This is a genomic window from Stenotrophomonas sp. YJH_SMC_79 (genome assembly GCF_059367995.1).
On record NZ_JCAFRK010000001.1, the window covers coordinates 805,954 to 826,319 of the forward strand.

Sequence of the window (20,366 nt, forward strand, 5' to 3'; positions counted from 1 at the left end):
GTGGAAAGAAAGGAAACAGCGTCAGGTGACGCTGATCGTTGGCGTTTGGGCCAATCGCTCGGCGACGCGCCGGCGCAAATTCATGCGGAATGGCTCGTCGCTGACGCCCGCCAGCAGATTGATGGTCTCCAGCGCGATCAGGGCCGAAGCCTCTTCGATGTCGGCGGCCACAATGGTCTTGCGCAATTGGTCGCCGAGCTGGAGGGCCTGGGAGGAGGAGCTGATGAAGCGGACCTCGCGGCTCAGGTAGCAGCCGTTGCCGCCGAACTCGAACAGCCGCGGCTTGCTGCAGTACCAGCAGCCCTCGAACTGGATGGCGGTCAGGTGGTGCCCGTCATCGAACCGGGTGGCGATCAGAAACAATGCGTCGAGATCGGCGGTGTCCTCGAACGAATGACGGTCGATCAAGTTCCCCAGCTCTTCGTCCTCATCGGCACGGAAGTGCACGGCGAGCAGTTCGAGCAGCGGCGGGATCGACAGCCCTTCGTCGTCCGGCATCGGAATACCGAGTTGCGTGGCCAGGTCTTCCAGGCCATCGAGCACGTCCGGCCATTGCGGATTGGTGGTCTCGGCGATCTGGGCGATGTAGGCCTGCCCGTTGCCGGGGTGGCTCTCGTCCAGCGCGAAGGCGCCGAACAGCGCCTGGATGACGGGCGTCACACGGTCGAGCACGAGAACGCCGGTGGCTTCGTAGTAGTTGTTGGCCATGAAGGCTCCTTTCGATGAATGAACGGAGCCAGCCCTTGCGGACGATGGCATCCGCAGGGGAAACCGCCTGATGCCGGATGGCGCTGGGCGGGGAGAAAACGCGAGGGACATGGCCTCGAACGAGGCGCATGTCCCTCATGGGGTCCCGTGAACGCAGTGATGAAGGTGTGCCAGGGACCGGCTCACCAACCGCTGTAGTTCAGCAGCAGGTCGGCGATCACCTGGCGACGTTGCAGATCGAGACCATCGAAGTCCGACAGTCCTTGGAAGTGGCAGCGCTTGAGCATGGCACCGCCCTCGCGCGCGTTGTAGAAGCTGAACATGGCGGACAGGAACATGCGTTCCCCGCTGCTCAGGACGCCGAGTGCGTCGTTGGCACGCAGCATGTCGGGACGCAGATCCCACTTGCTCTTTGCCTGGTTCAGGCCTTCGCGCGTGCCGTCGCCAAACCATTGCGGGCCTGCGATCTCGACGCCGCGCTTCCAGACCTCGAAGAAGGCTTGGGGCGCGGCGGCGAAATGCTGCTCTTCCCGCATGATCTGATCGACGACTTCCTGGGGCAAAAGCTGGTTCATGACGTGGTTCCTCCAGTTGGATCAGGGTGTGGCGAGCTGGGACCAGCCGCCTCTTTCGAGGGCACGTTGAGCCGCGGCATAGCTGCGGAAGTACTGGCAGGATTCCCGCGAAACGGGACCTTCTGTATCGCGCGTGCCGATGTAGTGGCCGGCGGCGCTATGCAGGATTTCGAGCGGCAGGAACTTGCCGCAATGGATCAAGGCCAACTGGCCGAAAGAGGCTTGCTGGGACATGGACGGGCTCCTTGGAAAAAGCGGGGCCTCGTCCCTCACGGGATGGCAGCTCCCGCACGCGGTTGAGAAAAAAGCATCGGCGTCACGGGTGACGCGCGTCCGCAGACTCGATGCGATGGCGGACTGGCGGGTAGCGCGGAAAGAATCCGCGGCAGCCTGGAAACTCTGGCTGCTGGCATGGTGCTGACGAATCAGCGACACATGCGGGCAGCTTCATGCGCGAGGCGAGCCGCGTCAGCCGGAAATCGGCATTTGCAACAGCCCCGATTGGCGAACGCGGAAAAAAGAAAGCCCCGCAATAAGTGCGGGGCTGTCAGGAGGATGAGGCGAAACTGGGTCAGCGAGGCCTGTCGCCCAGTACATGCTGCTTCCACAGGGCGAATGCCTCGTCCGGTCCCAGCTCTGCGAGGATGACGATGGGCTGGCCCCGACGGGCACGCAGCGATGCGAAATACGCTGGCCGGTCGGCGATGGCGTTGAGCTTGATGCCCTTTAGGAACAGCAACTGGCGGGGGCGAACTTTGGTGGTAACGCAGGCATGATTGCGCTTGTTTGGGGCAAAAGGGCCAGCGAAGCGGGCGGACACGGCCAGAAAACCGCGACGAACTACTTGTACTTGCCAGGCGAGGCGAACGGGTGACATCAGCATATCGCTATGCGGTAAAGAAGACCGTCCTAAAGCTTGCAGGATCCCGGCATAGCTTCATCATCACCTCTCCGTGACGGCTCATTGGAACGAAAAAGGCCAGCATCGCCGTGATGGACTTTCATAATTGCCAGGTCAACTGGCTTGCGTGCTGTTTATTCACAGCAAGGCATTGCGACGTCGTTGCAGCAATCGCCGCCATCGCAACAGGGCGTTGCAGCAAAAGCGGCGGTGGGCGCTAGCATGAGGGCCAAGCCGCGGCCGCTCATGCTGGGGGCCGTTCTCTTCAGATTGGTGTCCTGCACCGTGTGCATTGCGAATTTCCGGATCGTCCCAATGTCACTGGGACTCCTTTGTGGCGGCCGGGTTCTCCACGCTCATGAACGACTGGGCCACCAGCGCGATCGCCCCGCCCACGATGGCCATGTCAGCGATGTTGAAGGCGGGCCAGTGCCAGCCGTGCAGGTGAAAGTCGATGTAGTCGATAACGTGCCCGCGCGTGGCGCGGTCGAACGCGTTGCCCAATGCGCCGCCCAGAATGAGGCTGTACGAAAGGCCTTCCGTTTTGCGCAGCGGCCGGGAGAGCAGCCATGCGAGCCATGCCGATATTGCGAACGCGATCGCCAGAAAAAACCACCGCTGCCAGCCGCCCGCGCCAGCAAGGAAGCTGAACGCCGCGCCGGGATTGAGAGCGTGAACTAGGTTGAAGAATGACGCCACCTCGTGCGACCAACCCAAGGGAGTTGTCGCGTCAATGTAGCTCTTAGCTGCCTGATCGCCGGCGAATATAACGATCGCGAGTGAGTACCACTGCGTCTTGCGAAGAGATGGTTCATCCATTGTTCATGCCGCCTTGAACTTCAGGAGGCGCAGCCCATTGACGACAACCAAAAGACTTGCCCCCATGTCAGCGAACACAGCCATCCACATGGTGGCATGCCCTGTGAACGTCAACGCAAGGAACACCGCCTTGATGCCAAGGGCCAGAACGATGTTCTGCGTGAGGATCGCCGCAGTGCTACGCGACAGCCGGATGAAGGCGGGGATCTTGCGCAGGTCGTCGTCCATCAGGGCGACGTCGGCTGTTTCGATCGCGGTGTCGGTGCCGGCCGCGCCCATGGCGAAGCCGATGTCGGCACGGGCGAGCGCGGGCGAATCGTTGATGCCGTCGCCCACCATGCCCACCTGGCCCTCGCCGCCGACCAGGCTTTCGATGGTCTTGAGCTTGTCTTCGGGCAGTTGGTCACCACGGGCTTCAGAGATTCCGACCTGGGCAGCGATGGCCGCGGCCGTGTGCTGGTTGTCCCCCGTCAGCATCAGCGTGCGCACACCCAGCGCCTGCAGGTCGGCCACCGCCTCACGGCTGGTTTCCTTCACGGTGTCGGCCACTGCAAAAATGCCGAGCACGGTCGCATCGTCCATCAGCAGGATCGCTGTCTTGCCTTGGCGCTCCAGGGTCTCCAGCCGAGCCTGGAGCGTCGCTTCGCTCAGGCCCAGCTCCTGGGCGAGCCTGTGGTTGCCCATGTGCAACATGCGCCCGGCGACGCGGCCGCGCACGCCGCGGCCAGGCAGCGCCGCGAAGTCGTCGACCTCGTGCAGCGCGATGCCGTCACGGTTCGCCTTGCGGGCGATGGCCTGAGACACAGGATGGTCCGAGCGTGCCGCGAGGCTTGCGGCCCAGGCGGCAACTTCCTGCGCCTCGCCGATCAGCGGCACGAAGTCGGTCTGCTCGGGCTTGCCATGTGTGAGTGTGCCGGTCTTGTCCAGGGCCAACGCCTTGAGCTTGCGCCCGCCCTCCAGGTAGACGCCACCCTTGATCAGGATGCCGCGTCGGGCGGCAGCGGCCAAGCCGCTGACGATGGTGACCGGCGTGGAGATGACCAGAGCGCAGGGGCAGGCGATCACCAGCAGTACCAGGGCCTTGTAGACCCAGTCAAACCATGCGCCGCCGAAGGCGAGCGGCGGCACGACGGCAACCAGCACGGACACCGCGAACACCGCCGGCGTGTAGACGCGGGCGAACTGGTCGACGAAGCGCTGCGTGGGCGCACGGCTGCCCTGCGCGGACTCCACGGCATGGATGATGCGCGCGAGCGTCGAGTCGCTGGCGCCTGCGGTCACCTTGTATTCGAAAGAGCCGGTCTCATTGATGGTTCCGGCGAAGACCTGGTCACCTTCGGCCTTCTCGACGGGCAGGCTCTCGCCGGTGATGGGCGCCTGGTTGATGGCCGATCGACCCGAGGTGATCAGGCCGTCCAGTGCGATGCGCTCGCCAGGACGCACGCGGACCACCGCGCCCTTTGCGACCTCCTTGGCCGGCAGCTCTGTCCATGAGCCATCGGCCTGCCGCACGGTCGCGGTCTCGGGCGCCAAGTCCATCAGCCCCCGAATGGCGTTGCGGGCGCGGTCCAGCGACTTCGCCTCGATCACTTCCGCCAACGCGAACAGGAACATGACCATGGCGGCCTCCGGCCAGTGGCCGATCGCCATGCCGCCGGTGACCGCGATGGCCATCAGGGCGTTCATGTTCAGGTTGAGGTTCTTCAGCGCGATCCAGCCCTTCTTGTAGGTGCTGAGGCCGCCGGTGAAGATCGAAACCAGTGCCAGCACGATCACGGCCCAATGATTGCCGTCGTTGACCCAGTACACGCCTTCGGCGGCCACCGCCGCAACGCCCGAAACCGCCATCGGCCACCAATTGGTCTTGTGCGCGGCCACCGGGGCATCGCGCGGCTCATCAGTCCTCTGGACCTCGGCTTCCATGCCCAGCGATTCGATGGCTTCGACTGCCGGCTTGATCGCGTCGGGTGTGTGCCGAACCGTGAGCGTGCGCTGCATCAGGTTGAAATCCATTCCCTGCACGCCCGGCATGCCTTGCAGCTTGCCGCGGATCAGACTTTCCTCGGTCGGACAGTCCATCTTCGCGATGCGAAGTACCGTGGTGGCTGTCTGCATGTCCTGCCGCGCAGCCTGCATTCCAATGGAAGCAAGCGCCTTCTCGATCGGCGCTGAGGTCGCCAGCGTGTGCTGGACTCCCAGCACACGCTGCATCAGATTGAAGTCGAGCGCGGTCACACCCGGCAGCTTGCCCAGCCGGTCGCGGATCAGCGCTTCTTCCGTCGGGCAATCCATGTTCTCGATCCGGTACGTCACCCGCTCGCCGATCGGCGGCGCGGAAACGGCAGCGGTTGGTTGCTGCTGCAGGGCCGAGGATGGGATCACAGCCGCGGCTTCGATCGGCCCCGTGTGGCCGAAGGTCTGCTCCTTGGCGCGCATGCCGATCGAGGCCAGGACCTGCTCCATCTGCGCGCGTGCCTGAGCGAGGTGTTTCACCGACAGGGTGCGCTCAGCGAGGTCGAAGTCGAGGTCCTGAATTCCCTCGACTGCCCCGAGGTGCGAGCGGATGAGTTTCTCCTCGCTCGGGCAGTCCATGTTCTCGATGCGGTAGGTGGTCGACACGGCGGCGTCTCGGACAGCCTGAGCCTTCATGCCCACCGAATTCAGCGCTTGCTCCAAGGCATCGGCCGAGACTTCGCGGTGCGAAATGGTCAACAAACGCTGCGGAAGATCGAACAGGAGCCGCTCGACACCGGGCATGCCCTCCAGCGTTCGCCGCACCAGTGCTTCCTCATTGCGGCAATCCATGTTGCTCACGTGGAAAACGGTGGTTTCAGTGCTGGCCTGCTCACTGGCGCACGCCGTCTGTTGGCCATTGCCGCCGGAGCAGGCGCATGGGCTGGAAGGTTCTTTGTTCATAGATCGCTCTTCATTGACAAGGTTTTCCCCGGATGCCATCATTAGAAAACCTCTAGTAGATATAGAGTCAAGTTTTTTATAGGAAGCAACCATGATGCGGATCGGTGAACTGGGCAAGAAGGCAGATTGCTTGGTGCAGACCGTGCGCTTTTACGAGTCAGAAGGCTTGCTGCCCGAGCCTGCACGTAGCGAGGGCAACTTCAGGCTCTATGACGAAGTCCATTTGCAGCGCTTGCTGTTCATCCGCCGCTGCCGGGCGAAGGACATGACGCTGGATGAGATCCGTCAACTGCTGAACTTACGGGATCGGCCAGAGTTGGGCTGCGGCGAGGTGAACGCGCTGGTCGACGCTCATATCGCGCAAGTGCGGACCAAGATGAAGGAATTGCGCGCCTTGGAGCGCGAGTTAATGGATCTGCGACGCTCCTGCGATAGCGCCCGAACCTCGCGCGAGTGCGGCATTCTCAACAGCTTGGCCGAGCCCGCCTGAAGCTCGAGCGTGTCATCGGTGCTGGAAGTGATCGGGTCCAGTTCTGAGAGCCACGTGCCGCGCTCCATCATGCGAAAGCGCGCGATTCTGACGTTTTGAGACGGCGTGCGACCGAGGGCGTGGCCCACAGGAGCCAGCGCGAGCCGGACGACCTGCGCGCCGCAATCTCCGCCACCTTACGGGTTCTCCAGGCCAGACCGAGCATCGCGGCGTGGCTGCGCAGGTGCAGGTGCAGGCCAAGGTAGCAGTGCGCCACGACGCGGCCCGACTCATGGGCACGCCACGCAACTCGCGATCGCTTCGCAAGAAGCCGCAAGGCCCGACTCGCGCAAGAATGCGACGTGGGCAAGATCGTATAGCCAGCAGCGCAAGCGTTTGCCGCTGCTGGCCGGCTCCGGAAGGGATAGACAAGCTGCGGGCCGTAGTCCATTGGAAAGTCCATCTTTCTTGAGTGTCACTCTTTGGCGCCCAGCGTGTGCTTTTGCGACCGGAAAGCGCTGAACAAGTGGCCCCCGGGCATCCAGAAATCGCCGTAGTTGACTTGGGCGTCTTCGTGCTCACGCTTGTGATGCCAGCGATGGGCTTCAGCCACCCCGATCAACAATCCCAACGGCCCGACCCGGTATCCCAGATTGGAGTGCTGGAAGGCCAGATGCACGACCAAGAAGCCGAGCCATGCGCCGACGGCCAACCACAGCTTGGAACGCCGCTACTGGCTCAACGGGGAGTGGAAAGGCCGCCCGCCCTCTAGCAAGGCGGCACAAGCGAGCGCGACGATCACTGTGAGTAGCTCCGTCGGAAAAGACGGCCGGCCGGTCGCGAGCTCGCCGAAGAGCACAACCGCAGTGGCGCCACGGATCAGTGGATAGCAGCCATACCGGATGACAGTCGCAATGAAGGGGGCGCATTGGTGCTCATCTGTTCTGTCCTAAAGCTCTGACTGGATTGGAAAACCTTCTAGCTACGGTAGAGTCAAGGGCGTCCGGGAAGACCCTGTGGCAAGTTCGTTGCATCTGCGCCTTGACTCTCCAGCCGCTACAGGCTTCAGCATCCATCGATTTGGAAGGAACAATGCATGGCTGAAAACCACAGAAATCACGAAAACGACGAGTTGGGCCGCCTAGATGCGAGCGATGCGAAGGACCGAAAGATTCTTCTGACTGTGTTGCTGATCAACCTGACGCAGTCCGCCGCCGGCATTGCCCTTGGCATCTGGGCTGGCTCTACGGCGCTGATGGGCGCCGGGTTGGACAACCTCGCCGATGCGTCGGTCTATGCGGTTAGCCTGTATGCCGTCGGTCGTGCGGCAACGGTCAAGGTGGGCGCGGCCCGCTTGTCGGGTTTCTTGCTAATCGGCCTGGCCGCGCTGCTGCTGTTGGAAGTCCTACGCCGCTTCGCTGGAGGGGAAGAGCCTGTCGGCCCAGCCATGATGGCCATGGCCGCGCTGAACGCGGCTTTGAACCTAGTGTGCCTCAGACTACTGCGCCGCCATCGCGGGGAAGATGTGAACTTCAAGGCGTCAGCGATCTTTACCAGCAACGACTCCATCGTCAATGGTGCGATTGTGCTGTCCGGGGTGCTGGTGATGGGGTTCGGGTCGAACATCCCGGATCTGGTGCTGGGCGTCATCGTGGCCGCAATCGCAGCGAATGGGGGGCGGGAAATCCTGCGCGAAGCATCGGAAACAGCTCGCCGTAAGGCGGGCACATAAGGCATGTTTTCGCCCAGTTCATCCCGAGGTTTACCTCTGCAAAAGAGGTAGTCCAGCCTTTGGGCTACGGCCTCGGCTGCAGCCGAGCGTACCATTGGCGATGGCCGCGCGATAGGCGGGCATGCCGTTCTCGACCTCCGTCTGCCGTACAGCAGCGGTGCGCAAGGTTGAGGGTGCATGTCGTCTCTCCTGTTCGTGTGGCCCAGGCCAATGGCCGGGCCGGGACGTTGATGGGCAGGAGAATGGCGCCGAAGGCCCAACGGCCTTCGGCTCGGGAGAAAAGAGGAACCACCCGTGGGCTGATTGGCAGGCCCGGTCGTCGCTAGAACCGTCTGCTCATCAAGCAATCACACCCGGCCCATGTCGTGGCTGGGGCCGGCATCGTCTGGCGCACATCCGCGCACAAAGGGAGCCCGTTTTTGCACCGGCGGGCACCGGCACCGATTACCGCTGACCACGAAGGGTCTCCCGGTGGCTCGTGCAGCCTGGCAAGCCACCGGGAGACCCTTCGCAGAGGGCGGAAGAAACGCAGATCAACAGAACGCGCGTGGTGCGGCTCGCAGAGAAGCTACCTTCAGGTCCCGCGGCCGGGGACGGCTGGGCGGGACGCGCACACGGATCAAGAAGGCGTTGCGCGCTGGGCGTCCCGCAGGGCATGCGGCGGAGTGCGGGACAGGGGCCACGCCGCCGAAGGCGGGCACGGCTCACGGGGAACGGGGGCGGTCAGGAGCCTTTGCGGCCGCTACGGCGCGGGCGCGAGGCGCCGCGCTTGGAGCTGCCGGATTCGACTGGCAGCGTGCCTTTGCAGTCCGGGTAGCGGCTGCACGACCAGAACGGGCCGCTCTTGCCGCTGCGCTGGCGCGTGGGTGCGCCGCACTGCGGGCATGCCGGCCCTTGGGGAACCTTGATGGACAGGGAGGCGCTGCCGTACTGCGCAATCAACTGCGAAATCCACGCGGCCTGCTTGCCGATGAACACGTCCAGGGTGAGCTGTCCGGCCTCGATCATGTCGAGCGCCTGTTCCCAGACGGCGGTGGTGCCAGGGTCGGCAATCGCCGCAGGCACGGCATCGATCAAAGTGAAAGCCGCATCCGAGGCGCGGATGGCGCGCCCCTTCTTCACGAGGTAGCCGCGAGCGATCAGGCCGCCGATGATGTTGGCCCGCGTCGCTTCGGTGCCGATGCCAACCGTATCCTTGAGCTTCTGCTTCAGGCGGGGATCGGACACCAGCTTGGCGACGCCTTTCATGGACTTGACCAACTCGCCTTGCGTGTACGGTTTGGGCGGCAGCGTCTTGAGTGCCTTGAGATCGACGTCGGCCACCTGGCATGCCAGGCCCTCATACAGTTTCGGCAGCGCGGGCAGCACCTGGGCGCGGACCGCAGTATCGCCCTCGCCATCACCGTCTTCGGCCTGCGGCTCGGCGAGCACCTGGCGCCAACCCGGGATGACAACCTGCTTGCCCGTGGCCGCCAGGTTCTGCCCCCCGCACGAAAACTTGGCCACAGTGCGGTCGAACTCGTGGTGAGGGAGGAACTGCGCCAGGTAATGCGACCGGATGAGCCTGTACACGGCCAGTTCCTTCTCGCTCATGGCGGAGAGCTTCGCCGGTTCGAGCGTCGGGATGATGCCGTGGTGCGCCGTGACCTTGCCATCGTTCCAGGCGCGCGAGCGCTGCGAGCGGTCGAGCTGGCCCATGATCGAGCGCAGCGAGGGATCGGTCTTGAGCAGGCTGTCGAGAACGGTGGGCACTTCGGCAAACATGCTCTCGGGCAGGTAGCCGGAGTCCGAGCGGGGGTACGTCGTGGCCTTGTGCGTCTCGTACAGGGCTTGGGCAATCTCCAAGGTTTCCTGCACGTCCAGCCCAAGCTGCTTGGAACACACTTCCTGCAAGGTGCCCAGGTCGAACGGCAGCGGCGGGCCTTCGCGGACACGCTCAGTCTCCACCGACACGACGTGGGCACTGCCCGCAGCGCGGATCTGCTGCATGGTCTGCTGTGCGACCGGCTGCCGCAGGCAGCGGCCTGCGTCGTCGGTGCACGCATCGGGTGGAACCCATTGCGCGGCGAAAGTCGAACCGCCTGCGAACAGGGACACGGCGATGGCCCAGTATGGTACGGACACGAAGCGCGCGATCTCGCGGTCGCGGTCCACAACGAGCTTGAGCGTCGGGGTCTGTACGCGGCCGACCGACAGCACGCCGTCGTAACCCGCCTGTCGCCCCAGCACCGTGAACAGCCGGCTCAGGTTCATGCCCACGAGCCAATCCGCACGGGAGCGCGCCAGCGCCGAGTGGTACATCGAAAGCGTCTCGGCCGAAGGCCGCAGCTTGCCCAGTGCCGCCCGAATGGACGCATCGTTGAGCGCCGACAGCCACAGGCGTTCGATGGGGCCGCGGTAGCCGCAAAGCTCCACGATCTCGCGGGCGATCAATTCGCCCTCGCGGTCGGCATCGGTGGCGATAACCAGGTGAGTCGCCTTCGCCAAGAGCGCCTTGACGACCTTGAATTGCGTGGCGGTCTTCGGTTTGACCTCGACCCGCCAGTGCTGGGGAATGATGGGCAACTGCTCAACGGACCATCGTTTGAGCTGCTCGTCGTAGGCCTCGGGCGGCGCCGCCTCCACGAGATGGCCGATGCACCAGGTGACCGTGACGCCGGAACCGTTGAGGCAGCCTTCACCGCGCTGCGTGGCGCCGAGAATCCGGCCAATGTCTTTGCCCTGGGAGGGCTTCTCGCACAAGAACAGCCGCATATCCGTCCATCCCGATTCCTGTTGTTCATGGAGTTGCTGGGATCGAGGATGCCGAGCGCAGCCCCTGGCAGCAGCAAACAAGCCGCATGCGGCAGCGACCGCTTTCACGCCGATGAAATGGCGAGTGCGGGGAAGGTGCGTGGCCGGAAGTGTGCGGGCCGAGAGCCGCGATTTCCGGGAGCGCGCGTGGAACTCGGTGGACGTTGGTGGAGCTATCCCCTGGGGATAATTCGCAGCGCATGGAGGGCGGCGAAGCACTGCGGCAGCCGCCCTCCATGCCCGATCACTTCCTGCGCTTGGTCTCTTTCGGCGCCGTCGATTCCTGGGTGGCCTGGGGCTTCGGCTCTGCCTCCTGTGGCTTCGGGCTGAGGGCCACAGACTCGATGCGGTACGGCAGGATGCCGACACTGCGCGCGTTGACCTGCCAAGTCTCACGCGGCTGATCTTCGTTGTCCGTCCAGGGGTCGCGCTCCATGCGGCCGACGACCAGCACCCGCATGCCCTTCTGGTAGAGCTGCTGCCAGCGGTCGGCGTCGTGGTGCCAGAGTTCCACCGGCGCCCAGAAGCCGCCGCGGTCCTCGAACTCGCCGCCCTTGGTGGGGACGGGGTTGTCGAAGTACACGTTCAGCCGGAGCAACCGGCGAGGATCGTCGTTGCCATTGGGGAATTCGCGGTACTCGGGAGGCGATCCGATGTTGCCCTCGCCGATGAATTGTGTGCTCATGTTGGAATCTCCGTGGTGGTTGAAATACCCGTGCCTCGTTGGGCTCGGGCGCGTGCTCGGATGGCAGGCGCAATCACCGATCGCGCACTGCGGCAGGAACGGACGCGAGCCGGCGCAGGTAGGTGTTGTCCGCCTGCGCGGCCTTGCTGGCGCATTCCTGTGCTTGCCTGCCCAGGGTGTGCAGCAGGCTGATCTGCATGTTCAGCATGACGCGCTGCAGTTCGATCTCGTGCAGGTCGTGCAGCAGGTTGACCGGCGTGCTGGGGCTCGCCATCAGCTCCTGCCACAACGCCACGCCCATGGCCGATCGATCGTGCTTGCGCCAGCGAAGAAAGGTCGTGCCTGCGCCAGTGGTCTGCTGGGCCAGCTCGACGGGAAGCAGGTGGAAGGGATGCCCGCACGCCTGTGGCAGCACCTGTCGCTGCGCCAGGGCAATCAACTCGTCGCGCATGGCGAAGCACTGGCTGGCCCAGGCCTCGAAGTCCCCTTTACCTTTAAAAGGCTTTAAAAGGCCTTTTAGAGAGGCCGCGTGTTCCAGCCGCATGAAGGCTGGCTGTTCCAGACGACGGAAGTAGCGCGGTTCGCGGTTCGGGTCGCTCATGCCGGTTCGTCCTCGCCGGCGGCTGTGGACTTGGCCTCGGCCGAATCGGCGGCAGCGCCTTCGTCGGTGGGAGATGCGGCTGCGGCAGCGCTATCACCACGCTGTTGCAGACCACGGCGCACGACGGGCGGCGCAAACTTCGAGCGGCGCATGCCTTCGAGCACGTCCTGCGGCAGTTCGCCGAACTTCTCCAATGCTGCCCGAGCTGCGGCGTTCTTGGCCGCGAAGTCGTCGCGGGTGCAGCCCGAGTAGCGGTATTGCTGGGCCAGGCTGAACAGGCTGCGCAGCGCGTGGGCACCTTCGTTGAGCCAGCGCTCCAACGTCGAGCGATCGATCAGCGCGGTGTGGTGGGCGAGGATCAGCTTGCGGGCGATGTCGTCGTAGTCGGCCAGCAGATAGACGGCGGCAAAGCCGAGCTGCGCGTTCACGAACAAGGGGAGCTTCACCGGCTGCACGTTGAGGTTCTCACCCAGGCTCAACGCCGCAGGCACGCCGGCCAGTGCCTGGTCAACCTGCTCGCGCAGCGATTGCAACGTGGTCCTGGTCTGGTCGAGCTTTTCCTCGATGCGCAACATCCACCAGTCGCTGTACGGGTCGTCCTGCTCCGAGCCGCGCTTCATCTTGTTCATCACGGCGATGTAGCCGTTCAGGCCGACGATGCCGGGTCGCCCCTCGGCGGCGGCGCGGCCATGCCAGATGCGCGAGGCGTGGTGGGTGTGAAGCGTCAGCGACATCGCGCTGCGCAAAGAGCCGAGATTGAGTTGCAGAGGTTCGTTGGTTGCCATGGCGTCCGCTCGCTTGGGAAAAGGAGCGGTCAGGATCGGCACGCAACGGAAGGCAGTCAGTCAACAAACCGAAATGAACCGGGACCCGGTTGTCGTGGCAGCGGTGGCCTGTGACACGAGCTATCCCCAGGGGATAGCTCCATCGAAAGCCATGGAGCGCTGCTCGCGCAAATGGTGCGTGCGCTCATGCAACCGACGCCATTACGGCCCCCCTGGACCGAAGTGCCATGCCGTGCCTGTCGGCGTTACAGCTTGTAGTACATCTATCCCCTGGGGATAGCTCTACTGACGGCCATCGACGTCTGCTTCACGCCCTTGTCGCTCGTCGCGCTCAGCTACTGCGCAGAAGGTCGCGCAGCCGGTCAATGTGCTGCCGGGCCACCTCGGGTGGAACCACATTGCGCGGTGGTTCAGGCGGTGCATCTCGTGCAGGGGCAGGTGGCGGTGCTGACCCGGCTTGCTTGGCCCAGGCGTTGAACTCGCCACGGATGGCGCGCTGGATGATGCCGAACAGGTAGCCTGCCGGGTTGCGGATGGTGCTGCCGCGACAGCGATCCGCCCATTCGTCCAGCACGGCCTGGCGTAGCGGAGCATCGACCTGCTGCAATGCCACGATGGCGGCGGCCTGCTGCTCTTCCTTCAAGCCGAGAAAGCGATCAGGCAGGCGAACTCCTGGCATCGCACGCGCCTGCCCACGCTCACGCGCGGTAGTACGTACTTCATTCATACGACTACTACGTACAGTACGGTCCTGCTTCGGATTCCGAAGAGCGCCGTCTGACGCGGGTTTCGGCCCTGCTTCGGAATCCGAAGAGGGGTCATCAGAATTCCGAAGAAGGCTCGGCGCCCCTTCTTCGGAATCGTGAACCCTATCCTTCTGTGGATAACTCTCCTGCGACCCAATGCCCTGGCTCGCGAGGCGTTCGGCAAGGACCTGCAGCCGCGAGGGCAACGTGCGGCCAGACAACAACGGGTCTTCGGCGATTTCCTTGAGGGTGTGCAAGCCCACGACCTGGACGGCCTTGGCCGAATGGCCCAGGGCTTGGCTGACGAGCTCCAAGTAGTCCGGGTCGAGCTGCATCGCCTCGAAAGGCGTCAGGGGCTCATCGTGCAGGACGTAGAGGTTGCCGAGGATGCGCCCGGTCTTGGGGTCACGCCTGCGGCGCACGAGACTCAACCAGCGAGTCAGGCGCAACAGCGTCAGCGCCCGTGCCACGGTCTCGTGAGAGGCCTGTCCGGCGCAGGGCATTGACGCGAGCCACGGGCGAAGTTGCTCATACGTCGGAAACGCCGTGACCCCATCCTCGTTGAGCATCATCCGAAAGACTTGCCAGGCATTGCGTTCCAGCGGCGTCAGGCGTCGGTCCAGGAACAGCCGTCGCGGCACGCTCTCGTGCCGATTGCCGCTGAACAGAAAACCGTCGCCGGTTGCGGAGACAGGAGATGTTGCGGATGCGGGAGCTGGCGCGGACGCGGGCGGGCGAGGTTTCGGTGCAAGGTCTTTCAGCGCGCTGTCGAACAGATCAGCGAGGGCGACCGGGCCTTGGCGTGGTGCTCGTGGTGCAGCGTCGTCCACGGCCATGACTCAACCCAATCCCTGATCGATCCAGTTCTTGATCGCAGCCCAGACCACCGACAGCGGCAGTTCCATGCCTTCGGCGAGGTCCATTGCCGCATCAAGAACCGAGGTCTCATCCTCCAGCTCGACATTCCTGCTGCTGGTCACGGCCTTCCAGCGTCGCCACAGCTCGGTGTCCTGCTCCTCGTCCAGAACCGGATGGCGCCCCTTGCGTTTGGGCAGGCCGAGAACTTCACGCCGTAGCGCGACTTCCTGGTGCGTCAGCCCATAAAAACGGCTCGCCATTTCCGTACTGGCCCCCAGGCGCAACATGCGATCGACGGTGGCGATCTCCTTCTCCACGTCCTGCGCCTGTTTGAGCAATCGCCGGAGCACTTCCCGGTTCACCGAGACAGAGCACCACGAGACGCTGGCATTGGCCAGTACGCTGATCAGCGCCGGATGCTTGAGCGCATCCAATTCTTCCTCACCGAATCCCATCGCCTTGCAGCGGCGCAGTTGCCCGTTGCGCAGATCGTAGAGCGCCTGCGCGATGACGGCCTGGTTGAGTGGGTTAGGTGCGGACATGCGGGCCTCCCTCGCTCAGGTCCCAGGACCGAGAGCGCCGGCTTCCAGATCCAGCAGGCGCCGGGCCAGCCGCAGCAGACGAAACAGCTTGACCAGCGCGGTGTCGCTCAATCGCCGGGCCCCGTCGGCATGACGTTGGCCTTGGCCGTGCAACAGCGCTGGCAGGTCGGTGACGAAGTGCCCGCCGTCCAAGCCCACGTCGGCCGACTGCTGACCGGCCAGGGAAACCAGCAGCGCGAGCACGGCACGTGCGAGCGGCGACGAAACCTGGGTCGGGGCACGACACGCGAACCCGATGCCATCTGAACGATCCTCGACACACGCGTCCAGGTCGACCTCGCCCGCGATCTCGCGCGCGAACTGCGCGATGTGGACGCGCAGGCGGCCGGGTGCGTCGAGACCTGGGTCGATATGCCAGATGTCCGAGATGGGATAGAGGCCACCGGCCTGCACGGGAATCGACTGCAGCACGTTGGCCGAGAAGTCGGGCGGAAGCGCATCGCCCAACTGGTCGGCGACCATGCGCTGGATGGACTGGAGCCGCTGCGTCGTGGGTGCCGGAGAGACGATGTGCTCGTCAAGTAGATCGCCAGCCGCTGCCGCAGGGGTGGCTGCGGATGCCTCACGCGGGGCCGCATCGTCCTGGGGCCTTGTCGGCGCGGCGGCAGAGTGGCCTGCAGAATGTGCTGCTGTGGCGGGGGACGGTGCCGGTTCAATCGGCGGCCGTGCGATGGCCCCAGGCTCAGGCAATGCCGGCGGCGCCGATGGCGGGGTTGGGTCGCTGACCAGGGCGCGGTGGCGGCTCTCGGATTCGGTCAGGTCCAGGGCAAGCACGTCGTAGTCGATGCCCAGCAGCTCGGACATCTGACCGATCAACTCGTCCTGCACACGCTGCGGCGAGAACTCGTCGGCCTGGGTATCGAACTGCGACAGCACTTCTTGGAAGAAACTGTCGAAGTCGAGCGGCAGGGAGCGGCCCTTGGCATAGTGCTCCCACGTGCGCTCACTGGCCTTGCGCATGACCGACAGCCGCTCGACCTGGTGGCGACCGAGGCCACCATACAGCACGGTCGGGATCGCAGGCAGCAGGTAGCGCACCGCATCGGCCATGCGGCTGATGTGTGACTGCTGCACGGGGAAGCCGTCGGCGCCCAAGCGACGGGCCAGCTCGGACTGGCTCAAGGTCGTGCTGCTTTCCGCTTCATAGAACTCGCGCGCCTTCTCGACGCCGAGGGCGCGCTCGATGAACGTCAAGCCGCCACGCAGTTCGTTCTCGGCGAGGTGCCCGGTCAGCGCGACGATCTCCCCGCGCGCAGGCCACGGCCGGAACAGGCACGATATGCGGAAGAAGCGCTCGTCCTTCGTTTCTGTCCAGAGTTCGCGCAGGATCGCCAGCCTGGTGTTGCCGCCGTTGCGGATGATGTAGTGCGCCTCGCCAGGACGGCGTGTGATGGCTGGCGCCGCATCCAGGCCGCGCTCGCGGATGGAGGCCTTGATTTCATCGTAGGCCGAGTTGCGCTTTTTGCGGGGATCGTGGTCGTAGGGCCGCAACTGGTCCAGCGTCACGACCATCGGCGTGTCGGCGATGGGGTCACTCAAAGCCGTGGCCGATGGCCCACTGCGCTCGAACCCGGCGGCAAGCAGCTTGCCGGCCATGTCCTGGGAGGTCATCTCAGCCATGGCCGCATCCCTCGGCGTTGGCGGGCCGGGCCATGCGGGCCTCGCGCTCGGCTCGGCGGATCTGCGCACGGGCATTGAGGTCTGCCCGGTAATCGCTCGCTGTCGAGCTGGTGTAGATGGCGGCGCAGCCGGTCTTGGTGAATTTGAGGTGTCCACCCCGAGTACGTTTGACGTGCCAGCCTTCGCTCACCGCAAACTCGATCAGGGCGCGCAGTCGCTTGTGGCCACGGGACAGTTCATGTGCGCTCGCCACGGGACCTCCCGGTTTCAATAGAACGTGGAGGACGGCCGGACACGCGGGCGAATCTGTCTTGCCACTGCGGGAACAGTTCGCCGGCGAGCGTGCGCATGGTGTCGAGCGCAGCGGGCGCAACTCTGCCTGGTGGCTGTCGATACTCGACGCGATGCACCGGCATGCCGCGGGTTGCAGCGCGCGGATAGGCTTCGATGGCCGGCACGTCGGTGCCCAGCACGCGGATGCCCGTGTGATCCTGAAATAGGTCGTGCAGCGCCTGCTGGATCATGCGTGCGTTGGCGGACACGGGGTGGACACGATTGATGAGTAGGTGCAGCGGTGGCGGTTCGATGCCAAGGTGCCGATACGGCGCGATGTCCTCCAGCAACTGCATGGTGCCGCGCCGCAGTTCGCGGGCCGCAAGGATTTCCGGGGTCACGGGTGACAGCGCCAGGCCGGAGGCGAGCACCGCCATCTCCAACAGCACCGAGCGCGCGCCTTGGGTGTCGATTAGCACCAGGTCATAGAGCGGCGCCAGCGCCGGCAGCAGGTGGCGCAACCGCAGGCGCCCGTCTGGCGCGTGCAGCAGCAAGGTGTTCAGTTCACCCCGGTGGTCGTTCGAGAGCACCAGGTCCAGGCCCGCGATGATGGTGCGGGACACGAGCTGGTCGAGACCGCGCTCGTTGAACGCCAGCAGCTCATAGATGCCGCCGGGCGCGCGGTGAGCCAGATCGTAGTAGGAGGACAAGGTGGGCTGCACGTCGAGATCGAGCAGCAGCACGCGCAGCCCCGCGTCCGCGGCGAGCCCGCCGAGGTTGGCGGCCGTGGTCGTCTTGCCGACGCCACCTTTCGTTGAAATGATGGATACGACCTGCATGGCGCTCTCCGTTTGGCGATGGGAAGTCCGAGGGGGAGCGAGTCAGGTGCGGTTGTTAAGGCGTTCGGCGATCCACTGATCGATCTCGACCGAATCCCAGCCCACCGCGCGCACGCCAAGGCGCAACGCCTGTGGAAACTGGCGCTTCTTCATCAGGTTGTAGATGTGGGCGCGTTTGAAGCCGGACTTCGCTTCAACTTCATCGAGCCGCAGGATGCGGCGCTCGTGCGGTGGCAGTACAGGTACTTGCGACATGGCGGTCACTCCTGAACGCTCAGTGGCGTTTGTTGGCGTGACCTCTATTCAATAGACATGGCTGCAAAAAGACATTGCAAATGCAATCTCCGAGACTGCACATACAAGATGGAAGAATTCACGCGGCTGCGCTACGCACATTCTTCCTGGCGTTGGCGAACTTGCCGTTCAAGGTTCGCTCCGTGATGCCCATGGTGCCGCCATAGTGGGCGAGCAATGCGGTGACGATTGCCTCCTGCGTCTTGAAGCTGGAGTACGGCACACCCGATGGGGATTGACCCAGCATCAGCGTCAGCATGCCACCGATGATGTTCAGGTACGTGGTCTCCGCTCGATCACTGATCGCGCACTGCTTGGATGCCAACAGCACCGCGGACTGCTTGAGCAAGGCTTCGTGTTGCGCTTGAAGTTTGCGCATCTCACGCCGGCTATGGTCCAGCGCGGCCTGCAGAGCCTGCCGTTCCAGCAGGATTGCCTGTCCTGTTTCCAGGGTGATGGAGGGATGCGCCATGCGCTCGCTGCGGCTGAACAGGAATCCGGGTCGATGCTCAGGATAGTGAGTGCGCATCCAGCGTTTCAGATCGACGTGGCGGATGGTCAGATCGGGTGAACTCACCAACTCTGGGTCATTGAGCGTGATCCCGTTCTTGCCAAAGGGCAGTTCCGAGTTGAGGATGCCGTCGTAGATGCGTTCCGAGTACAGCCGACACTCGTTCCATCGCGGGCAGTCCAATGTCTGCGGCAGGCACCGCGGTGATGCGATCGAGGCGAGGATCGACGCCTTGTACCGCAACAACCCAGCCCACCGTATGGCAGCTTCGATGGGACGATAGAACACCTTTGATAATGGTGGCTCCTTGTGCATGTTTTCGTCTCCTTTCGGAAGCGCTACATCACCGGCTCCTTTCTCGCCCTGCCAAGGGCTGTTGTGTCGTTATGCCTGTGGCGGATGCCAGGGACGAATGCCCCGGAACGTGGGCGGACGAGATCATGGCATCCGCCACAGGTGGCCCTCTCTTGCTCAATGTGCAAGAATCGACCAGTTGCCGGCCCGTCGAGTAACAAGGAAGAAGCACGCTCGACAATGGCGCTCACGGTGCCAGCGTCATGGGGTGCGTCAGGCGTATCAAGACCGATTCGCTATGGTCTGATATCCCTACGGTTTCACAAGTCGCGCTGGGGCGCAGTCGTTGCTCAACGTCCAGAGGGACGCAGAGAAAACCGCGCGTGTGATGCTTGTTCTGGCATCCTGATATATCGACATAGCATCCAGCGATCCTGGGCTGTGGCCAGTTTGAGGCTGTTGCGCGCCGCTCCCACACGGTCGCCAGCTGACCAGGTGATGTGAACATGCGCCCCATCTTTCCTTGCTCGCCGCTTGGCCTTCATCACGAACAGCCTTGGGCTGTGGTGCGCACGGCATCAAACCAAGCGCGGTCTCAACGTTCGATGCTGATGCCATTCCTGACGCAAGGAGACCTGAGTGTCGAGCGGCGTTGCAGGGGCGGGCCTCTGGTAGCCGTGTATTCTGCGTCGGTTGTCAGGGGATGAAATGGCAGTCCTTGGACGCTGATGGAAGTTGTTGGATGAGTTTTGTTGCCGAGGGCGAAGAACAAGGCTATAATTCAGGCCTTCGCTGCTCACGGCGGCGAAGAATGTGATTGGGAAACAAGGATTTAGCGCCCTAGTGCCTGTCTCGTTTCCCGCTCCAGATTCAAGAAGAACGCTCCCGCAAGGGGGCGTTTTTCGTTTGTCACTCCGGTTGCACCACTGCCGCGCTAGCGTGGCTTGCCGGGCAGGGCGCTGCACCAGGTCCGGGCATCCTGCCGGTCGAAACCGGGGCAGCGGTTGTCCTGCGGAATGTAGACGTAGGGGACGTCATCTTCGTAGGTGAAGTGGTAGTAGTAGCTCCGGTCCTTCCCGTACAACCAGTAGTTCGACGAGCCCTGGTTGATGGCATACGGCTCGAAGGTGAAGATCGAGGATTCACCGGGGATGAAGTTGCTGCGCTCCATCCGTAACTGCAGGGCGTTCGAGACCAGTGGGGTGGTCAGGACGAGCACGATCACACCGACAGTCGCTGTCGTGATCGAGCCAATCAGCAGCCGGTGGCGGGAGTGTTTCACGGTCGGGCAGCATCGAAGCAGGACAGTGCTGCAATGTGCAATACGCCGTAAAAGTCGTCCAGT

Annotated in this window: 22 protein-coding genes; 2 read left to right on the forward strand and 20 right to left on the reverse strand. The window is 63.9% G+C overall.

Annotated features, from left to right (window positions below):
- Positions 1–21 precede the first annotated feature (21 nt).
- The 6 genes from AC5P57_RS03945 to AC5P57_RS03970 all read right to left on the reverse strand — a co-directional run bounded on the left by AC5P57_RS03945 (position 22) and on the right by AC5P57_RS03970 (position 5,919).
- The gene (locus AC5P57_RS03945) at positions 22–708 is read right to left on the reverse strand and encodes a hypothetical protein (protein WP_003116830.1); all 687 of its coding nucleotides are present in this window, start codon (positions 706–708) and stop codon (positions 22–24) included.
- A 182-nt stretch (positions 709–890) separates the two neighbouring features.
- Complete coding sequence (locus AC5P57_RS03950) at positions 891–1,283, reverse strand: hypothetical protein (protein ID WP_003116832.1); 393 nt, start codon at positions 1,281–1,283, stop codon at positions 891–893.
- A 21-nt stretch (positions 1,284–1,304) separates the two neighbouring features.
- Positions 1,305–1,517: a hypothetical protein gene (locus tag AC5P57_RS03955; protein ID WP_003116833.1), complete on the reverse strand. Its 213-nt coding sequence runs from the start codon at positions 1,515–1,517 to the stop codon at positions 1,305–1,307.
- Between the two features lie 337 nt (positions 1,518–1,854).
- Positions 1,855–2,166 carry a hypothetical protein gene (locus AC5P57_RS03960; RefSeq protein ID WP_003108988.1) on the reverse strand — a complete coding sequence of 104 codons (312 nt, stop codon included), beginning with the start codon at positions 2,164–2,166 and terminating at the stop codon, positions 1,855–1,857.
- A gap of 336 nt (positions 2,167–2,502) precedes the next feature.
- Positions 2,503–3,003, reverse strand: coding sequence for a signal peptidase II (gene lspA, locus AC5P57_RS03965; protein WP_003098955.1), 501 nt, complete (start codon positions 3,001–3,003; stop codon positions 2,503–2,505).
- 3 nt (positions 3,004–3,006) lie between these two features.
- On the reverse strand, positions 3,007–5,919 hold the full coding sequence (locus AC5P57_RS03970; RefSeq protein WP_003098961.1) for a heavy metal translocating P-type ATPase: 2,913 nt from the start codon (positions 5,917–5,919) through the stop codon (positions 3,007–3,009).
- A gap of 91 nt (positions 5,920–6,010) precedes the next feature.
- Between AC5P57_RS03970 and cadR the strand changes: the two genes are divergently transcribed.
- On the forward strand, positions 6,011–6,409 hold the full coding sequence (cadR, locus tag AC5P57_RS03975) for a Cd(II)/Pb(II)-responsive transcriptional regulator (RefSeq protein ID WP_003098965.1): 399 nt from the start codon (positions 6,011–6,013) through the stop codon (positions 6,407–6,409).
- A 67-nt stretch (positions 6,410–6,476) separates the two neighbouring features.
- On the opposite strand, the gene AC5P57_RS03980 is transcribed toward cadR, so the two are convergent.
- Complete coding sequence (locus AC5P57_RS03980; RefSeq protein ID WP_011516992.1) at positions 6,477–6,851, reverse strand: DUF3703 domain-containing protein; 375 nt, start codon at positions 6,849–6,851, stop codon at positions 6,477–6,479.
- Between the two features lie 12 nt (positions 6,852–6,863).
- A complete protein-coding gene (locus tag AC5P57_RS03985) occupies positions 6,864–7,073 on the reverse strand; it encodes a sterol desaturase family protein (protein ID WP_014747696.1) in 210 nt (69 codons plus the stop codon).
- A 411-nt stretch (positions 7,074–7,484) separates the two neighbouring features.
- Here AC5P57_RS03985 and AC5P57_RS03990 point away from each other — a divergent pair, with 411 nt between their 5' ends.
- Positions 7,485–8,120: a cation efflux transmembrane domain-containing protein gene (locus tag AC5P57_RS03990; RefSeq protein ID WP_003098972.1), complete on the forward strand. Its 636-nt coding sequence runs from the start codon at positions 7,485–7,487 to the stop codon at positions 8,118–8,120.
- 723 nt (positions 8,121–8,843) lie between these two features.
- Here the strand turns inward: AC5P57_RS03990 and AC5P57_RS03995 are convergent.
- The 12 genes from AC5P57_RS03995 to AC5P57_RS04050 all read right to left on the reverse strand — a co-directional run bounded on the left by AC5P57_RS03995 (position 8,844) and on the right by AC5P57_RS04050 (position 20,303).
- Positions 8,844–10,874: a DNA topoisomerase III gene (locus AC5P57_RS03995; protein ID WP_003116834.1), complete on the reverse strand. Its 2,031-nt coding sequence runs from the start codon at positions 10,872–10,874 to the stop codon at positions 8,844–8,846.
- A gap of 283 nt (positions 10,875–11,157) precedes the next feature.
- The gene (locus tag AC5P57_RS04000; RefSeq protein ID WP_003098976.1) at positions 11,158–11,598 is read right to left on the reverse strand and encodes a single-stranded DNA-binding protein; all 441 of its coding nucleotides are present in this window, start codon (positions 11,596–11,598) and stop codon (positions 11,158–11,160) included.
- 73 nt (positions 11,599–11,671) lie between these two features.
- Positions 11,672–12,199 (reverse strand): DUF3158 family protein, encoded by a 528-nt coding sequence (locus AC5P57_RS04005; RefSeq protein WP_003098978.1) that lies wholly within the window; start codon positions 12,197–12,199, stop codon positions 11,672–11,674.
- The gene (locus AC5P57_RS04010; protein WP_012112316.1) at positions 12,196–12,984 is read right to left on the reverse strand and encodes a PFL_4669 family integrating conjugative element protein; all 789 of its coding nucleotides are present in this window, start codon (positions 12,982–12,984) and stop codon (positions 12,196–12,198) included. The genes AC5P57_RS04005 and AC5P57_RS04010 overlap by 4 nt, the downstream gene beginning before the upstream one ends.
- A 331-nt stretch (positions 12,985–13,315) precedes the next feature.
- The gene (locus tag AC5P57_RS04015) at positions 13,316–14,566 is read right to left on the reverse strand and encodes an STY4528 family pathogenicity island replication protein (RefSeq protein WP_012112315.1); all 1,251 of its coding nucleotides are present in this window, start codon (positions 14,564–14,566) and stop codon (positions 13,316–13,318) included.
- Between the two features lie 3 nt (positions 14,567–14,569).
- On the reverse strand, positions 14,570–15,130 hold the full coding sequence (locus AC5P57_RS04020; protein WP_012112314.1) for a DUF2857 domain-containing protein: 561 nt from the start codon (positions 15,128–15,130) through the stop codon (positions 14,570–14,572).
- Positions 15,131–15,145: 15 nt separating this feature from the next.
- Entirely contained in the window at positions 15,146–16,810 is a 1,665-nt protein-coding gene (locus tag AC5P57_RS04025) for a ParB family protein (protein WP_012112313.1), read from the reverse strand.
- Positions 16,803–17,063: a hypothetical protein gene (locus tag AC5P57_RS04030; protein WP_012112312.1), complete on the reverse strand. Its 261-nt coding sequence runs from the start codon at positions 17,061–17,063 to the stop codon at positions 16,803–16,805. The genes AC5P57_RS04025 and AC5P57_RS04030 overlap by 8 nt, the downstream gene beginning before the upstream one ends.
- A complete protein-coding gene (locus tag AC5P57_RS04035; RefSeq protein WP_012112311.1) occupies positions 17,047–17,922 on the reverse strand; it encodes a ParA family protein in 876 nt (291 codons plus the stop codon). Before AC5P57_RS04035 ends, AC5P57_RS04030 begins: the two co-directional genes overlap by 17 nt.
- 42 nt (positions 17,923–17,964) lie before the next feature.
- Positions 17,965–18,177, reverse strand: coding sequence for an AlpA family transcriptional regulator (locus AC5P57_RS04040; RefSeq protein WP_012112310.1), 213 nt, complete (start codon positions 18,175–18,177; stop codon positions 17,965–17,967).
- Between the two features lie 118 nt (positions 18,178–18,295).
- A complete protein-coding gene (locus AC5P57_RS04045) occupies positions 18,296–19,042 on the reverse strand; it encodes a hypothetical protein (protein ID WP_012112309.1) in 747 nt (248 codons plus the stop codon).
- Positions 19,043–19,955: 913 nt separating this feature from the next.
- Entirely contained in the window at positions 19,956–20,303 is a 348-nt protein-coding gene (locus tag AC5P57_RS04050; protein WP_262236273.1) for a hypothetical protein, read from the reverse strand.
- Between the last annotated feature and the right edge of the window lie 63 nt (positions 20,304–20,366).

Excerpts from the sequence above, each read along its gene's own strand:
- AC5P57_RS03945 (WP_003116830.1), bottom strand. The coding sequence starts at position 708 with ATGGCCAACAACTACTACGAAGCCACCGGCGTTCTCGTGCTCGACCGT.
- AC5P57_RS03950 (WP_003116832.1), bottom strand. The coding sequence starts at position 1,283 with ATGAACCAGCTTTTGCCCCAGGAAGTCGTCGATCAGATCATGCGGGAA.
- AC5P57_RS03955 (WP_003116833.1), bottom strand. The coding sequence starts at position 1,517 with ATGTCCCAGCAAGCCTCTTTCGGCCAGTTGGCCTTGATCCATTGCGGC.
- AC5P57_RS03960 (WP_003108988.1), bottom strand. The coding sequence starts at position 2,166 with ATGCTGATGTCACCCGTTCGCCTCGCCTGGCAAGTACAAGTAGTTCGT.
- lspA (WP_003098955.1), bottom strand. The coding sequence starts at position 3,003 with ATGGATGAACCATCTCTTCGCAAGACGCAGTGGTACTCACTCGCGATC.
- AC5P57_RS03970 (WP_003098961.1), bottom strand. The coding sequence starts at position 5,919 with ATGAACAAAGAACCTTCCAGCCCATGCGCCTGCTCCGGCGGCAATGGC.
- cadR (WP_003098965.1), top strand. The coding sequence starts at position 6,011 with ATGATGCGGATCGGTGAACTGGGCAAGAAGGCAGATTGCTTGGTGCAG.
- AC5P57_RS03980 (WP_011516992.1), bottom strand. The coding sequence starts at position 6,851 with ATGGACTTTCCAATGGACTACGGCCCGCAGCTTGTCTATCCCTTCCGG.
- AC5P57_RS03990 (WP_003098972.1), top strand. The coding sequence starts at position 7,485 with ATGGCTGAAAACCACAGAAATCACGAAAACGACGAGTTGGGCCGCCTA.
- AC5P57_RS03995 (WP_003116834.1), bottom strand. The coding sequence starts at position 10,874 with ATGCGGCTGTTCTTGTGCGAGAAGCCCTCCCAGGGCAAAGACATTGGC.
- AC5P57_RS04000 (WP_003098976.1), bottom strand. The coding sequence starts at position 11,598 with ATGAGCACACAATTCATCGGCGAGGGCAACATCGGATCGCCTCCCGAG.
- AC5P57_RS04005 (WP_003098978.1), bottom strand. The coding sequence starts at position 12,199 with ATGAGCGACCCGAACCGCGAACCGCGCTACTTCCGTCGTCTGGAACAG.
- AC5P57_RS04010 (WP_012112316.1), bottom strand. The coding sequence starts at position 12,984 with ATGGCAACCAACGAACCTCTGCAACTCAATCTCGGCTCTTTGCGCAGC.
- AC5P57_RS04015 (WP_012112315.1), bottom strand. The coding sequence starts at position 14,566 with ATGGCCGTGGACGACGCTGCACCACGAGCACCACGCCAAGGCCCGGTC.
- AC5P57_RS04020 (WP_012112314.1), bottom strand. The coding sequence starts at position 15,130 with ATGTCCGCACCTAACCCACTCAACCAGGCCGTCATCGCGCAGGCGCTC.
- AC5P57_RS04025 (WP_012112313.1), bottom strand. The coding sequence starts at position 16,810 with ATGGCTGAGATGACCTCCCAGGACATGGCCGGCAAGCTGCTTGCCGCC.
- AC5P57_RS04035 (WP_012112311.1), bottom strand. The coding sequence starts at position 17,922 with ATGCAGGTCGTATCCATCATTTCAACGAAAGGTGGCGTCGGCAAGACG.
- AC5P57_RS04040 (WP_012112310.1), bottom strand. The coding sequence starts at position 18,177 with ATGTCGCAAGTACCTGTACTGCCACCGCACGAGCGCCGCATCCTGCGG.
- AC5P57_RS04045 (WP_012112309.1), bottom strand. The coding sequence starts at position 19,042 with ATGCACAAGGAGCCACCATTATCAAAGGTGTTCTATCGTCCCATCGAA.